General features: G+C 45.6%; 14 protein-coding genes. 4 read left to right on the top strand and 10 right to left on the bottom strand.

The features are described from left to right. Positions 1-152 precede the first annotated feature (152 nt). Genes ribF through BDI_RS15470 form a run of 3 tightly spaced genes read left to right on the top strand, consistent with a single transcriptional unit; the run spans position 153 to position 3408 of the window. Complete coding sequence (ribF, locus tag BDI_RS15480) at positions 153-1073, top strand: riboflavin biosynthesis protein RibF (protein ID WP_005860214.1); 921 nt, start codon at positions 153-155, stop codon at positions 1071-1073. A 1-nt stretch (position 1074) separates the two neighbouring features. Beyond that, entirely contained in the window at positions 1075-2130 is a 1056-nt protein-coding gene (locus tag BDI_RS15475; RefSeq protein WP_011967144.1) for a M20 family metallo-hydrolase, read from the top strand. A 3-nt stretch (positions 2131-2133) separates the two neighbouring features. Continuing rightward, complete coding sequence (locus BDI_RS15470) at positions 2134-3408, top strand: lipopolysaccharide biosynthesis protein (RefSeq protein WP_005860218.1); 1275 nt, start codon at positions 2134-2136, stop codon at positions 3406-3408. 96 nt (positions 3409-3504) lie between these two features. Here the strand turns inward: BDI_RS15470 and BDI_RS15465 are convergent, their stop codons facing one another. The 10 genes from BDI_RS15465 to BDI_RS15420 all read right to left on the bottom strand — a co-directional run bounded on the left by BDI_RS15465 (position 3505) and on the right by BDI_RS15420 (position 15536). Beyond that, positions 3505-3954 (bottom strand): YqaA family protein, encoded by a 450-nt coding sequence (locus BDI_RS15465; RefSeq protein WP_011967143.1) that lies wholly within the window; start codon positions 3952-3954, stop codon positions 3505-3507. Continuing rightward, positions 3939-4955, bottom strand: coding sequence for a hypothetical protein (locus BDI_RS15460; RefSeq protein WP_011967142.1), 1017 nt, complete (start codon positions 4953-4955; stop codon positions 3939-3941). Before BDI_RS15460 ends, BDI_RS15465 begins: the two co-directional genes overlap by 16 nt. Before the next feature lie 142 nt (positions 4956-5097). Continuing rightward, positions 5098-6369: a phosphoribosylamine--glycine ligase gene (purD, locus tag BDI_RS15455; protein WP_011967141.1), complete on the bottom strand. Its 1272-nt coding sequence runs from the start codon at positions 6367-6369 to the stop codon at positions 5098-5100. A 21-nt stretch (positions 6370-6390) separates the two neighbouring features. Continuing rightward, positions 6391-8592, bottom strand: a complete 2202-nt coding sequence (locus tag BDI_RS15450; RefSeq protein WP_011967140.1) for a S9 family peptidase — start codon at positions 8590-8592, stop codon at positions 6391-6393. Further along, positions 8573-10123 carry a THUMP domain-containing class I SAM-dependent RNA methyltransferase gene (locus tag BDI_RS15445; RefSeq protein WP_011967139.1) on the bottom strand — a complete coding sequence of 517 codons (1551 nt, stop codon included), beginning with the start codon at positions 10121-10123 and terminating at the stop codon, positions 8573-8575. The genes BDI_RS15450 and BDI_RS15445 overlap by 20 nt, the downstream gene beginning before the upstream one ends. Before the next feature lie 130 nt (positions 10124-10253). Then, positions 10254-11153, bottom strand: coding sequence for a serine O-acetyltransferase (locus BDI_RS15440; protein ID WP_041525602.1), 900 nt, complete (start codon positions 11151-11153; stop codon positions 10254-10256). Positions 11154-11329: 176 nt separating this feature from the next. Beyond that, complete coding sequence (locus BDI_RS15435) at positions 11330-12325, bottom strand: hypothetical protein (protein WP_011967137.1); 996 nt, start codon at positions 12323-12325, stop codon at positions 11330-11332. Continuing rightward, positions 12322-13458 carry a 6-bladed beta-propeller gene (locus BDI_RS15430; RefSeq protein ID WP_005860235.1) on the bottom strand — a complete coding sequence of 379 codons (1137 nt, stop codon included), beginning with the start codon at positions 13456-13458 and terminating at the stop codon, positions 12322-12324. The genes BDI_RS15435 and BDI_RS15430 overlap by 4 nt, the downstream gene beginning before the upstream one ends. 376 nt (positions 13459-13834) lie before the next feature. Further along, positions 13835-15043, bottom strand: a complete 1209-nt coding sequence (locus BDI_RS15425; RefSeq protein ID WP_011967136.1) for a hypothetical protein — start codon at positions 15041-15043, stop codon at positions 13835-13837. Positions 15044-15056: 13 nt separating this feature from the next. After that, a complete protein-coding gene (locus tag BDI_RS15420) occupies positions 15057-15536 on the bottom strand; it encodes a pyridoxamine 5'-phosphate oxidase family protein (RefSeq protein ID WP_005860241.1) in 480 nt (159 codons plus the stop codon). 112 nt (positions 15537-15648) lie between these two features. Between BDI_RS15420 and BDI_RS15415 the strand changes: the two genes are divergently transcribed. Further along, positions 15649-16458 carry a head GIN domain-containing protein gene (locus BDI_RS15415; protein ID WP_009016751.1) on the top strand — a complete coding sequence of 270 codons (810 nt, stop codon included), beginning with the start codon at positions 15649-15651 and terminating at the stop codon, positions 16456-16458. The last annotated feature ends 14 nt before the right edge of the window (positions 16459-16472 follow it).

Below are 16472 nucleotides of genomic sequence, written 5' to 3'. Positions count from 1 at the left end.
CCCGAAAACGAACCAAACCAACCGGTATCTAATTCTGCTGCAATGCGGGTTGCAGTAAACATACACGTAAAGTATCCATATATAAGAACATGATTATTAAAAATTATCCCGTACATTTGTCTTTCGATTGGAATAGAAATGAATAAGGCGCAATGATTGTTGTAAGAGATTTTGACAGACTGAAAGGAAAGGAACTGGTGGCTACGATCGGATTTTTCGATGGTGTGCATCTAGGACACCGTTTCTTAATCGACGAGATGAAAGAGATTGCCAAAGCACGTAACCTGCCATCGGCCGTAATCACCTTCCCGGAACATCCCCGGGCCGTATTGCATGCGGATTACCAACCGAAGCTATTAAATTCTTTCGAGGAAAAGTTACAGCAATTAGAGACTACCGGAGTAGATTATTGCATCGTATTGGATTTTACGATCGAGCTATCCCGGCTCTCGGCCAAGGAATTCATTACCTCTATTTTAGCGAAGAGCCTGCATGTAAAGACCTTATTGATCGGATATGACCATCGTTTCGGGCACGATCGGACGGATGGCTTCGAGCAATATGTCGTTTATGGCACCGAATGTGGTATCGAGGTGCTGAAGGCATCTCCCTATGACGAAGGAAATACGGCCGTCAGCTCTTCCGAAATCCGGAAATTACTTCAAGCCGGAAATGTAGCTGAAGCCGCTTATTTACTGACCTATCCCTATCAATTGCTGGGCCATATCGTCAGCGGCTATAAAGTGGGACGCACGCTAGGATTTCCCACGGCGAATATACGGGTAGATGAACCTTTTAAAGTCATTCCGGGTATTGGCGTATATGCCGTATGGGTGGAGGTGGAAGGCGAACGATATAAGGGAATGCTTTATATCGGTGACCGTCCGACACTCAATAATGGGAAGGACATATCCATGGAGGTCAATATTCTGGATTTCTCCGGAGATATCTACAATGATAGCATTCGTGTCTCATTCGTTCAATACGTACGCGGAGACATCAAATTCGATTCCTTAGAAGAATTGAAAGCCCAACTGGAGAAAGACAGATGCACCGTAAATAATTTATTATAATATGGAAAGATATTACGAAGCGATTGATTTATTAAAAGGCATGATCTCCCGTCCGTCTTTCAGCCGGGACGAGACCGCCGTAGCGGATTTCCTGCAAGCAGAATGGCAAAAGGCCGGACAAAAGGTGTTCCGCAAAGGCAACAACCTGTGGATCATCGCCCCGGATTTCGATTTCGGTAAACCGACCCTTTTACTCAACTCCCATATAGACACCGTCAAGCCCGCTTCCGGTTGGACCAAAGACCCGTTCACTCCCGAAGAGACCGAGGATGATCAATTATATGGACTGGGCAGTAACGATGCCGGGGCGAGCGTAGTCTCCCTCTATGAAACCTTCTGTATCTTAAGCGAGAAAGAACAACCTTATAATCTAATCTTCCTTGCGTCTTGTGAGGAAGAGGTATCCGGGAAGAATGGCATTGAAAGCGCATTGGCCGAGCTTCCTCCTATCTCCTTCGCTGTCGTAGGTGAACCTACGGGTATGCAACCCGCCGTAGCCGAGAAAGGGCTAATGGTACTGGATTGCACCGCTATCGGAAAGGCCGGACATGCCGCACGTAATGAGGGCATCAATGCCATCACTTTAGCGATGAAGGATATAGAATGGTTCAGCACCTATCAATTCCCGGAGAAAAGCGACTTCCTCGGACCGGTGAAAATGACTGTCACCATCATCCATGCCGGTACACAACACAATGTCGTTCCCGATAAATGCGAATTCACGGTAGATATCCGCACCAACGAATTTTATACGAACGAACAGTTATTCGAGCTAATCAAGGAAAAGGTTCATTGCGAGATCAAGGCCCGCAGCTTCCGCCTTAGCTCCACCCGCACGGATCTGGATCATCCTTTTGTGCGACGGGCGATCTTAATGGGAAAAGAGCCTTTCGGCTCTCCTACGCTTAGCGACCAAGCCTTGATGCGTTTCCCCTCCGTAAAGATAGGGCCGGGAAACTCGGCACGTTCCCATTCCGCAGACGAATACATCAAGGGACCGGAGATCCGGGAAGCGATCGATACCTATGTAAGGTTACTGAATGGATTACAACTATAGCTTATGTTAAAAAAGATACTGGGGACAATAGGCTCGCGTTATCTGATAGCTTTCCTTAACCTAGCGCTGATCTTCATTAATGCGAAGGTGCTGGGAATCGAGGGCGTGGGGATGATCGGGTTGATCGTGGCCTCGGTAAATATAGCGGTAATCGTCAATGGGATTTTATGCGGGAATACGATTGTCTATTTCATGAATCGTTACTCCATGCGGACAATTTTCCTTCCCGCATATCTGTGGACACCTATCGGCTCTTCCCTAGCTTGCGGCTTCATGTATCTTACCGGGCTTTTACCCACCGGCTATCGGCTGGATATCTTCTTGTTGGCGATCTTGAGCTCTACGGTAAACGCCAATGCCCGCTTCTTGTTGGGTAAAGACAATATCAAAGGGTTTAATCTCACGTTTATATTGCAAGGAGGACTGCTATTTTTCGTCTTACTCTATTTCTATTATATATTGAAGCGCCCGGACGTACGGTCGTATGTCTGGGGATTATATGTCACGAACGGCATAGCCTTTATTGCCAGCCTATCGATGCTTGTTCCTGATTTCTTAAAGGAGACATCCCGGTCTTCCGGCAAATCGCTCTACGGTCTATTAAAAGAAATGTTTGCCTACGGCCTGTGGGCCGGCGCGGACGGATTGGCGGAAACCTGTACTACCCGACTCAATTATTTCCTAATACAACGTTTCGCCGGGTTGGGAAGTGTAGGCTTGCTAGACGCTGGGACCAAGATCTCCGAGAGTGTATGGAATATTAGTCGCAGCGTAAGTTTCATCGAATACAGTAGCGTGGCCAAGACCTCAGAGGCAACGGAACAAAAACGTATTACCTTACAGCTTTTCAAATTGACCTTTTGCGCTTTAGCCCTCGTGATGGGATGTATCCTATTGGTACCGGAATGGATATATACGGATTATCTTTTCAGCGCCGAGTTCAAAGGCATACGTAAAGTGATAGGCGGATTATCGATCGGAATCGTAGCGTTAGGCTGCAACAGCATCATCAGCCATTATTTCATCGGCAGCGGAAAGATCCGGTACAGTACGGCAAGCTCGTGCGTAGGGCTTATTGCCTTATTAATCTCCGGCTTTTTACTCATCCCGTCTTACGGGGTCGTAGGTTCCGCTATCACGACCAGTATCGCCTTTACCTCTATGCTGGTTTTCTCATTGACGGTCTTCTCCCGGCAAACACTTACACGCTGGAATGAGTTCCTTCCGGACAAAAAAGACTTCCAAGCTTGCAGAATTCATATACAAAAATCCTTGTAATTCTATCACGAATTTTATCGATAACGCTATCAAGTTCACGGAAAAGGGGACAATTACGCTTGAAATGATTTCGTGCAAGGTACAGCTCTCGGGTTATCAAAACATAGACTGTACCCTATAAACAAACTCCATCCAAACCCAATAACGGATCGCTTTTCCTAAGAACATGGAGATCGCCACGACCCATATATTAGCCCGCAAGAAACCTAGAGCGACAGCGATAAAATCACCGATACCGGGAAGAAAAACAAAGAAGCCCATCCAAGAGCCTTTTCCCTTGATCCAATCCTGCACCTTCTGTAGTTTTACCGGATCGAGTTTGAGGTATTTCTCGATCCACTCTACCTTTCCCTGCATCCCCAACCAATAGCAGCTCATTCCACCTAAGAAATTACCAAGCGTAGCGGCGATCATACAAGGCCAATAAGCCGAACCCGCCAATAATACACCCGTCAATACGGCCTCACTGCTAAACGGCAAGATCGTAGCCGCTAAGAAAGAAGCGATAAACACCCCGATATACCCGTAGGCTATAAGAAATTCCATATACGTATCATTAATAATGCGATAAACATAACTACCGAGAAATGGAACAGCCAAAAGATATATTTCCCCCGGTTCACCGTAAAAAAATGGGCGATCAGGATAGACGCCGGTACACAGGCCATTTCCAGAAATTCCTCGGACGACTGCTCATAGATAAAGAACAATCCAAACGACCAAATGGCCATGACAATCAGAAAAGAAAGAAACTGACGAGTACGCAAATTATCCTCATACTCATGTGTAACGATGTTTAATGAAGCAATGATCGTTAATCCCGCCACTAAAACAATCTGTATCCAATCTATAATTCCCGTCCCTAGTACCGCAAGGAAACGGATCTTGAATAAGGAGGTGAAAGGTATGGTAAATACCGTGAAATCCCATTCCCAGACACACCATCCGAAAACAAACCAATAAACCGTCAAGATTCCGAACAAGGAAGCGACAAATGTCCGGATATTCAATGTCCTGAAATTATACATTCCCAACCAAAACAGCGGCAAGAACCAAAGGATGTGTATCCACAACAGACTTCCGATACTGATAATCAAGGATGCGTTATAAGCCTTATCCGTAGCGTCCGGGTCATGATAAGAGGTAAATAACTGATAAAGGGCCAATATCAAACAAAACACCCCGACAGATGTTGATTTCAAGGGAAAGAAATCCGGGTTTGTACTTGTCAACAAGGCATAGAAGAGAAAGGGAAGCAATGTCTTCTCACGAATCAACATCAACGCATAGTTTACCCGATGCACCAGAAACGCACCACCGGCCATCAGCAAAAAACCGATCAAATAGGTAAACAACTTACCCGGAAGAATCAGACAGAGGGCATTCCATAAAGGAGGAGCCGTCACCTCTCCATACACGGGATAGCCTACCGAATCCACATACCCCACGATCCAACAAAAAATACAAGCGCAAAGCATGTACAAATGGGTCATAGGTGTCGCTATAGTATATCTACGTCCGTAATATGAAGTTGTTCCTCTTGCCATAATCTTATCTTAGTGTGAAAATACGGTACCTGCGTTAGTGCAAGCACCGGAGCGACGTTCGTAGTGAACGCCGACCGGTACTCACCGTAAACGCCGACTGACGTTCACTGCAAATGCCGACCGGCGTTCTCGATAAACGCAATTATAAATCAAACCCGATATCCCGACGGAAATACTTCTTATCGAAATCGATCTGCTTAGCTCCGGCGAAAGATTGGGCCAAAGCCTCTTCCTTAGTAGCCCCATACGAACTGACCGCGATCACACGGCCGCCATTCGTCAGGATCTGGCCGTCTACCAGCTTCGTTCCGGCATGGAACACTATATTGTTCGAGGATACGCCATCCAATCCCGTGATTACCTTATTTTTCTCGTAAGCCTCCGGATAACCGCCGCTTACCAACATAACCGTAACCGCCGCACGAGGATCTTGTACCAATGTACGCCCCGCTAAATTACCTTCCGCTACCCCTTCCAGCAAATCAACCAAATCGCTTTGGATACGAAGCATGACTACCTCCGTCTCCGGATCACCCATACGACAATTGTATTCTATAACCATCGGCTCATTCTTCACATTGATCAGACCCAAGAAGATGAAACCTTTATAATCGATATGCTCCGCTTTCAATCCCTCTACGGTAGGACGGATAATACGCTCGTCCACCTTCGCCATAAAGACCTCATCAGCGAAAGGAACCGGAGAAACAGCTCCCATGCCACCGGTATTCAAGCCCGTATTGCCCTCGCCGATACGCTTATAATCTTTCGCTACCGGAAGCACCTTGTAATCGTTGCCATCCGTCAAGACGAATACGGAGCATTCGATACCATCCAAGAACTCCTCGATCACGACCGTCTTGCTCGCGTCGCCAAACATTCCGCCCAGCATATCTCCCAGCTCTTTCTTGGCTTCCTCCAAGTTATCGATAATCAGTACCCCTTTACCGGCAGCCAATCCATCCGCTTTCAATACATAAGGAGCGGAAAGAGATTCCAAGAACGCATAACCTTCCTCTAAGTTTTCAACGGAAATACTCTTATAACGAGCAGTCGGGATATTATGACGCATCATGAACGCCTTGGCGAAATCCTTGCTACCTTCCAATTGGGCACCTTCCCCACTCGGGCCGATCACGGGGATGGAGCTTAATGCCTCATCCTTCTTGAAATAATCATAAACACCCTTCACCAATGGGTCCTCGGGACCTACCACGACCATATTCACTTGGTTCGCCAACACAAAATCCTTGATAGCGGCAAAATCATCCGCTTTGATATCCACGTTCGTTCCTACCAACGCAGTTCCCGCATTACCGGGAGCGATAAATAACTTATCAACTTTCGGGCTTTGAGCGATCTTCCAAGCGATCGCATGCTCACGCCCACCAGAGCCTAATAACAATATATTCATATCTCTTCTAATTTTCAATTCTCAATTTTTCAAGTAATCATCGAAATACCTCGTAATCTTCTCATGCAAATGCGGACGGTCCTTACCGGTCACGTTATGCTCATGACGAGGATAAACAAAGTAATCCGGATACGTATCAGCCTCTACGCAAGCCTTCAAGAAACCTAGGCTGTGTTGCCACACTACCACCGGATCGATATCCCCATGTATCATCAGCAGATGGCCTTTCAGATTGCCGGCCTTCAGTTTCAGGTTCGCGTTCTTATAACCTTCCGGATTATCCTGCGGGCGATCCATATAACGCTCGCCATACATGATCTCGTAATTGCTCCAGTCGATAACCGGCCCTCCGGCCACGCCCACCTTAAAGATCTCCGGATACGTCAGCATCAAGTTCGTTGTCATAAAACCGCCATAACTCCAGCCATGTACCCCGATACGGTCGGCATCCACATAAGGCAAGGATTTCAAGAACTCGACCCCCTTCACTTGATCCGCCATCTCGTTGATACCCAAATTACGATGAATCACGCTCTCAAAAGCATGCCCGCGGTTCGCCGAGCCACGGCTATCCACGGAAAACATCACATAACCTCTTTGTGCCATATAGAGATCCCAGCCACGAGCCCCGTTTTGCCAGTCGCCCGTAACCAATTGGGCATGCGGGCCTCCATAGACGTAGACAATCGTAGGATACTTCTTCGTCTCATCCAAATCCGGCGGTAAAGTCAACCGGTAATTCAAGCGAGTCTTACCATCGGCAGCAAGGATATATCCAACCTTGATCTGCGGCATCCGATACGATTTAAAAGGATCCGGAGCGGAAAGTAAGGTAGAAATCACCTTAGCGTCCTTTACACGGATTAAATCGATATCCCTCGGGGTAGAAGGAGAACTTACATAATCAATCGCATATTCGCCGGAGGGACTCAGCAACCAACGGTGCACGCCCACTTTCCAACTCAAGCAATTCATGATATCACCCGTTCTCAAATCCGTCTCCCAAATATAACGTTGCATCCCCGTTCCTTGCATATTCGGAGATACGGGATGAGGTGCCGTTCCCTCGAAAATCACCTTATTTCCGTCTTTGCTAAAGCCTAGCACCTTGGTAACCACCCATTCCCCACCGGTTAGCTTCCTTAATTCCTTTCCAGTCGTATCATACAGATATAGATGGTTATAGCCATCCGCCTCACTCTGCCAGATAAACTTATCCGGATCGTTCGGCAAGAAAAGCACGGGATGCTGCGGCTCCACATAACAACGATCCGTCTCGGTAAACAGATCAGCCTCTTTCTTTCCCGTCAAGGCAGAGTACCGCACCAAATGCATCTCGTTCTGCTCACGATTCAACTCAGCGATATAAATACTCTTCTCATCCGGACTCCAAGCGATATTTGTTAAATATTTCTCTTTCGGCAAGCCTGTCTCCAACCAAACCGTCTGCCCGGTAGCTACCTGATAGACACCCACCGTAACCTCATGGCTCTTCATTCCAGCCATCGGATATTTATGAGGAACCGGCGTAGCGCAACGAGTATCGATATTCACCAGCGGGTAAGCGGTCACCATACGCTCATCCATACGATAAAACGCTAGAGCCGAACCTTTAGGAGACCAAAACATACCTTTCGTAATCCCGAACTCCCGTTGATGGACAGCCTGTCCGCATACGATTCCATCCTGTGTTTCACGTGTAACAATCGTATTTCGTCCATCCGGGGATAAAATATGCACATTGTTTCCCTCCGTAAAAGCTAAGTTATTCGTAGCCGGACAAAAGTCATAATTCGCCCAGTTATTCTTCAAAGCATAATCAGCGACTACCTTATTCTTCTTATAGTCATAATGAATCCGGTGCTGTTTGCTAGTAAAAGCCAAGACCGAACCACTTTCATAGGGTACCGAAAAGCTAGGCAAGGAACCAACCGTCTGTAGGTTTGCCACCGTCAAGGCCCCATTCAGTCTTTCCAACGAAAAAAGGACCTCTTCTTTTTTCCCCGGCTTAGCTCCTAACACGCTATCTCCCTTAACATATAAGTACTCGTCCCCGCACCATCGTAACTGTTTCAAGTCACGAGGTACGAAGCGGCTATACGTTTTTCCTCCCGGAATCAAGTCGTGCAAGGAGAGTTGCTTATCTTGGGCGGTAATCGACATCGTTAATAAAATCAGACATAGGCTTATGAATAAAGATGATTTAATCCTCATAATCATCATACCCTCTCCGTTTTATAGGCTTTATAGGTTTGCTAAACGGGCGCTTTCCATCCCGCTTATGATCGCCAAACCCTTTCTTACGGTCATCCTCATCCCGATAACGCATTTTCACAGGACGTTCTCCTTTTGGCTTGATCGGCTTACGAACCGGGGCATCCACGAATTTCTTGCGGACCGGACGATCCTCTCCCCGATCCTCTCCAAAGATACGTTTCCCCGGAATGGAAGCGAAACGCTCCTCATCATCCTCGCTATGAGCAGCGGCGAAACGACGCTCCGGACGATCCACACGACCCGTACGGAAGTTTGGACGATCATTGCCTCTACGCTCGAAAGAGCCTTCCGATCTGCGCGGACGCTCCTCTCCATCCTCATTCAATGCCTTTTTGAAGTCCTTATTGGTTCCCTCAAATAACTCATAGCAACGGTATTCGCACTCCAAGGAACCGTTCATCAATTTGATCTTCTCGCTCGGGCGCAAGCCGATCTTATCGAAACATTCATCTTTATAGCTCAAAATCCAAGCCTTATATCCCATGAACACATGTTTCAAACGCTCGCCGATCATATTATACAATCCCAATAGATCACGAGATGATATACGCTCTCCATAAGGTGGGTTCGTCACCAATATACCTGGCTTCGGAGCCTCTGTATATTGTTGGAACGGTTTCACCTTCAGATCGATATATTTCATCAAGCCAGCGCTACGGATATTCTCCAAGGCGATATCGATAGCGGCTTGGGAAATATCGGAGCCATAGCAATGGAAAGCGAACTCACGCTCCCCGCTCTCATCATTATAAATACGATCGAACAATTCCTCATCATAGTCCACCCATTTCTGGAAAGCGAACTCTTTCCGATGGATACCCGGAGCGATATTCAAGGCGATCATGGCAGCCTCGATCAACAATGTACCGGAACCACACATCGGATCTACGAAATTAGATTCTCCTTTCCAACCGGTTTTTAGGATCATGCCGGCAGCCAACACCTCATTCAACGGAGCTTCCGTTTGATCCACCCGATAACCACGCTTGTGCAAAGACTCGCCGGAGCTATCGATAGATAAGGTACAATCGTTATGCGAAATATGGATATTGATATATAAGTCCGGGTTATTGACACGAACGGACGGACGCTTCTTGAACTTCTCGATGAAATAATCCACGATAGCGTCTTTCGTACGGTAAGCGACAAACTTCGAGTGATTGAAATCCTCGGAATAGATCACCGAGTCGATCGCGAACGTCTTGTCCAGCGACAAATACTTCTCCCACTCTACCTTTTTCACCTCTTTATAAACGGTATCAGCATCTTTGGCCTTGAAATGATAAATCGGTTTCAGAATGCGCAGGGCAGTACGGCAGTGGAAATTCGCTTTATAAAGCAATTCCTTATCACCCGTAAAGGAAACCATACGACGACCGATCTGCAAGTCGTTGGCACCTAAAGCTAATAACTCCTCGGCCAAGATCTCTTCCAACCCGTATAGGGTTTTGGCCACCATTTCAAATGTCTCGCTCATTTTAATTGAAAATTGAGAATTGAGAATTGAAAATTATTCCCAATTGCGTATTACGTTGTTTATTATTAATTATTCTCATTTCGCTCTCTGACATGCTTCGATCTCCTTCCGGCTACCCTCTTGATAATTTTCAATTCTCAATTTTCAATTGTGTAACCGTACTCCCTGCCGGTACATCCTCCGCTATCCAGACGTTACCACATATCGTAGCCCCTCCGCCAATCCGGATTTTACCGATTAAGGTGGAATTAGAATATACTGTCACATGATCTTCCAAGATAGGATGACGGGCTACGCCACGGATAGCGTTACCGTTCTCATCGGGGGGAAGTTTCTCTCCCGCCAAGCTGACGCCCTGAAAGATTCGGACGTAATTGCCGATCACGCTCGTCTCGCCGATCACCGTACCCGTCCCGTGGTCTATCGAGAAATGATGACCGATCTTCGCGCCCGGATGGATATCGATACCGGTCTCGGAATGTGCCATCTCCGTAATCATACGAGGAATATAAGGAACCCCGAGCTTATACAATTGATGGGCGATCCGGTAATTACCGATCGCCCGGAAACCGGGATAACAAAATATGACCTCACCTAGATTTTGAGCGGCGGGATCGCCATTGAAAGTCGCCTCCACATCCGTAGCCAGCAGACCGCGAATCTCCGGAAGCGTAGAGATGAAAGCCTCCGAAATAGCCTCTGCCTCAGCGGAGATCTTTTCTTCCGGGCAAGTCACGCAAGATGTATCCGCAAAACAAAGTCCCGCATAAACCTGCTTGGATAATAAAGAATGAAGAGTCTCAACATTTACGCCCGTATGAAAACGGATCGTCTGTTTACTGATACGGGCATTCCCATAATAACCGGGGAACAGGATCGCACGGCATAGATCGATGATCTCTTTCAGCACCTCGCCCGAGGGCAGCGCCTCCTCATCCCTGTACGCATGGAACAATTGTTTATACGATGCCTCATCCGACAGCTTCTCCACCGTATCGCCCAATACGCTACTATGCCTCTGTATATCCATTATTTGCGGAATATTCTTTATAATGCGCAAAAATAGTATTTTATTTGAGAACACCTTCACGAAGAGGCATCAAAAATACAGCCAACGACTAATATTACGTTCTATAGCGCTAAATTCCACGCCAACCTTTATCAACTTACGCCCATCCGCCTGATAGAGTTATAAATAAATAATCTTCATATCGAATACTTTACCACATCCAATGCTCCACTTTCATCAAGAGCCAAGGCGACCAGAAAACCATCGGAAAGGTCTACGGCAATCCTCTTTATTGAACGATCAAAATTCAATTGCTTCTTTAACTTGCCATCCCAAGAAAGAACCAGCAATGTGGATAAATTAGAAAAATCCACAGAACCATCGTACAAGCAATATACATACTGATCCGTACCGAATATATCGATAAAGCATTTTGTCGTCCCAAGAACATCCACTTGGGTATCATTCTTCTTCAGTAAAGGCACGATAGGCTCCTTCCCATACGTAAAGCTCCTTTGATAAGTTCCCTTCAAATCGTAAAAATCAATTTGGTTGAAGAAACGCAAGGCAGCAACCACACTGTTTTGCCGCTCATTCACACAAAGATTAGGCAAATAAGCGACGTGCTTACAAGAACGATACGTTCTTGCTACTTTTGGTGGCTCCACCCAATAAATTCCCTCTTCCCGATTCGCATAGCAGAAAGGACCATAAACATTTTTCTCTACGATCGGAACCGCATAAACTTCTTTCGTGGTGACATTATAATGCGTAGAGGGAACAAGTTCGGGTATTAGTATATATTTCCGATCAAAACGCAAAGAATCCGCCAGCACCTGCATCTTATTAAATGTAAGTTGGTTATCCACGATCCAGAACTCATCCTTTCCGGCGGGTTCTTTTGTATTTGACTTCATAAACTCCGGATTAGAGAAATAAGTGGCACCATATCCTTTCAACGCAAACGCATGCAGGTGCGACAAATCATCTTTGTCGAATACTTGAATGATCGTATCACACCCACGAGCCAACAACACCAAATAAGACTCGGTAAGACCAATCCCATCATAGCATACACCAGAATCCCCTTTCATTAACAAATTTCCCTCCAGCCGTTTTTCTTCTCTTTCCGCATCGGAACAAGCGAGAAGAAACAAAGCGAAGAATACAATAATCCCATACAATACTCTCATGACCTTTCTATTTTAAATAAACATAAGATCGGATTATCGTCCTGTGTACGATTCTCCGCTATCCGTCTCAAATCCTCATAATGTATCTGATTACGCAACAGCACCGTCGAACTGATCTTCCCGATAAAATAATCTTTATACACTCCGCAAATACCGTAAAAGCCTGTCAACCCCGTAGCCCTTATGAAGTTGGGGAACGCATACGAGAATGCCTCTTTCCTATCCTTGTCATAAAATCCGAAGTAAGTTACCTTATCGCACATATAGGTCGCATGCAGGATCTGTTCGGTCTCCAGCAGCCCAAAAGAATTTACATAGCCGGAGCGAAACAGATCGCCAGAGAAATCTCTCCCGCCTCTCCCTTTCTCCTTGACATACTCGATAGGAGGCATACTTTTATCTCCGAAGCGAACTTTATAAGCAGGCTCCAACATCCCGTCCTTCACTTTCCACACTTCGGGGGTAAAGGGGAAATGCGCATACCAATCCCCAGCAAAGGCATGCAACGTCTTGCTCCCATTGATCGTATGGCCGGACGTGAAATAAGCCGGTCCCAACAATGCGTCTTGCTCTCCTTTCCTGTCCGTGGCTTTCAGATAGAAGTTTTCCCTTTGCGGTGTCGCAAATCCCAAAGGATAATACCAAATCCAATTCTCCTTATCCAAAGGGGCGCAGTCCACAAAATAATCAGCTACATCTTGCGTGGATATATATTGATAGGTATCCAGATCATAACGCAATAAGGCCGTCCCACCAAAATCCACCAATGTCAAGATTCGCTCTTTCTCATCCACGAAAAAGTGAGTTAGATAAAGATACTCTTCCGGCCCTTGTCCCCGCAAGCCTACACGAGTAATAAAATTTCCTTGATCACTGAATACAAAAAGCGCATTTATCTCATCACTTCTATCGAATACAAAAATACGATCGTCCACCCAGCAAACCCGGTAGAGATCTTTTAACAGCACGCTATCCTTCGTCTCCAAAGGAATGAATCTGCATTCCAAATGTTCCTGCAAGCCAACCGTACAATCGTTTCCGAAATCCACCACGTCCCACTCTTCCGATCGATTCTCGCATGCGATCAAAATGGAAGCCAGACTTATCATCACTAAATAATATAGTTTTCTCATGTTTTTCATATTAGATTCAGACCACTAATATACGTAACTTTTTGAAATACGCCAACTGCACAAGTTTTCCTAAGCGCACAATCGGAATTCACGAGAAGTACTACTTCCTTGGCCTATGAAGTATATCTCTTAGGGATACAGTGCTTATTTTCCACATAGTTATTGTACATTTTTCCAAATGCATTTAAAACCTCATTATCTGTTTCCCAAAACACGTACGTGTTTTCACAAATTCTCGTACATGTTTCCGGAAAAACACGTACATGTTTTTCCGGAAACATCATCAACTTTTTATCAATCTGATTATAAATACATTATCAATACGTATATTTTAAATACTTACTGTATTTTTCACTATCAACAAAACACCTTATGGTTATGATTTTTGAAGCCCCAAGAAGGCTTTATTTACGAGCTTATCGACTTCCTTATACAGCCGTTGTATTTCCTTTGTATCCAATCCATTTTGTTCCCACTCCGTCTTATGAGCGTCGAATAAATCGAAAATCCGGTTCTCTACCGCACGAAGCTGTTGGATATAACCAGATTGGTCATCATTCCATAACAGTTGCCAATGCAAATACTTTTGGCCGTTGCCACGATGTATGGAGTAGACATTCTTCTGTAATTGAACGGAATACCAATCTAATAGGGCTGTTTTATAGGATGCGTCGTAAGTAACTAAAGCACTTTGCTCCTTTCCCATTTTCACCCAAAGAGGAATAGCGACAGAGGTAGGAGGATATCCCAAGGCAGTCCACATCGTTGTCAATTCCGGATTCATACCGGATTTTACGCCTTGGATTACGATAGAAGCCGTACTTTCTAGACGGGGGATGAAATCCTGCTCCACAAACCAGCCTGTACGATTGTTCGGACTTTGTCCCTTGTCCATCAAATCGATATCCAGCAAGCTATTATAAAAAGAGCGGGAAGCCTGCTGAAAGATACGCTGAGGAGTAAATCCTTCGTTCCGCATTTCCTTAAAGATCTTTTTCGCATTCTCATAACGTACATATCCTTTGCCTTCATCCGTACGCCCCTCGAAAGAGAAATTCGTATAAATCAAGTAACCTTCCGGCGCCAGATTCGGATCATTCGCGTCTTTCTTATAATATCGCTCATTATTCGTCTCATAATAAGCCGCACCACCATAAGCATCGATCACTCCGAAATTAGCCTCCACACGCATCGGGCGAGGCAAGGTATCCAAGAAATGCTCGAAATCCTGCACCGTCTTACAGACTCTCAAGGCTTTTCGCATCAAGTTTCCCTCTTGATCCATCTCCTTTATATCATCGTCTTTCAAGTTATAAGAAGCCGTATTCATGATAGAGAAGCCCGTCTCATTGCTTCCGGTCCACACGGCTCCCTCCGGATCATCGCTATTTACCAGCCCCAGAAAACGATAGCCACCTTCGTCAAAATAACTGATATGGTTATACGGAGCACCGGTATCCCGGTGTTTCCACATCAACGGACGGCCATCGGGAGTAGCCTTTCCAGTGATTATAATGGAGGTACAAGCCTTGTCAACCACCGGAAAACAAAGACATAGAACGAATAAAAGAAGTAGTTTTTTCATATCATTTATTGATTTAATAAGATTTCTTATGAGGAGCGCCAAATTCCTTACAGCTGACCTCGTCTATATCTACCGTCCAAATCTTCACGTTACGGACCGCCGGATCGCTATAACGGAAAGTCTTATCGGAATATTGCTTCATGATAATATCCAAGGCTTCCACCTTCTTGTCGAAATCCTCTTCGTAAGCGACCTTTCCCCAAGCGATCACGCTCTTCGAACGCATACGGTAGCTACAAGCTACCTCCGGATGCTGGAAAACCAAGGCATGGTCAATACTAAACGTAATACAGACTTTCGGATTACGTTCCAATATAGAGATGCTTCGTCCATCCTGCGCCGAGTGTAAATAAATCACGCCATCCTTATAACCGAAATTCATCGGCAATACATAAGGCGTTCCATCTGTATCCGCCATGCCAACGAAGCAAACATCGCTCTGGCGGATAATCGATTCGATCTGTTCCTTGTCCGTGTGTATAAGTGTCTTCATATTCCTTATGTTTAAATCTAACTTGATGCAAAATTAAAAAAATCATCTGTTTCTGCAACCCTTTATAACCCGCACTCGTCTATTAAGAAAAGAACCTAAAAAATTAAAGACGATGAAGACGAGAGTATCACTTTTTATATTCTGCATACAGATGATCGCGGTTTGCGGATTCGCAGCCGACAAACGTATCGATGGAAATGGGAACCCGGAAACCCGGGAGATAAAGATTAGCGATTACGACGAGATCACGTTCGTTGGCTCCGCTGATTTCGAGTATGAACAGTCGGATAAAGCGCCTTATCTATCCGTAACGATCGATGAGAACTTATTTGATTACCTCGTGACCGAAGTAGAAGGCGGTACGTTAAAGATCTATCCGAAATCTATCAAGAAAGGTTTTAATAATAACTCCTACGACTTGAGGCCGACCGTCTACAAGATAAAATCCAACTCCAAGGAACTAAAAGAGTTGAATACGGTAGGTTCCGGCAGTTTCATTATCAGCAAACCGACGAAAGTAAACCGGATGGAGATCAATATGGCCGGTAGTGGAAACGTTGAGTTGAGAGGCCCCGTAAAAGGTTACAAGCTTGAATGTAACATGGCCGGTAGCGGAAATATCATCGCCAAGGATATACAGCTGGACAACCTATCTTGCAGCCTCGCCAGCAGCGGGGAAATCGAGGTAATAGGAACCGTAGATCGTGCCTCATTCAATGTAGCGGGAAGTGGTGAGATTAAAGCCTTTGACTGCCAAGCACGTAAAGCAGAGTGTAATATCGCCAGCAGCGGCGAGATCAGCGTATATGCCACGCAAATCTTGGATGCCAATATCGTAGGTAGTGGTGAGATTCATTACAAAGGAGATCCGGAGATCAGTAAGTCTATCATGGGTTCCGGCTCGATCAACAAAGTCAAATAAACATTTAATACATA

The sequence above is a fragment of the Parabacteroides distasonis ATCC 8503 genome (genome assembly GCF_000012845.1).
GTDB lineage: Bacteria > Bacteroidota > Bacteroidia > Bacteroidales > Tannerellaceae > Parabacteroides > Parabacteroides distasonis.
Note: the sequence above shows the minus strand (reverse complement) of the source record. Positions and strands in the feature narration are given on the sequence as shown.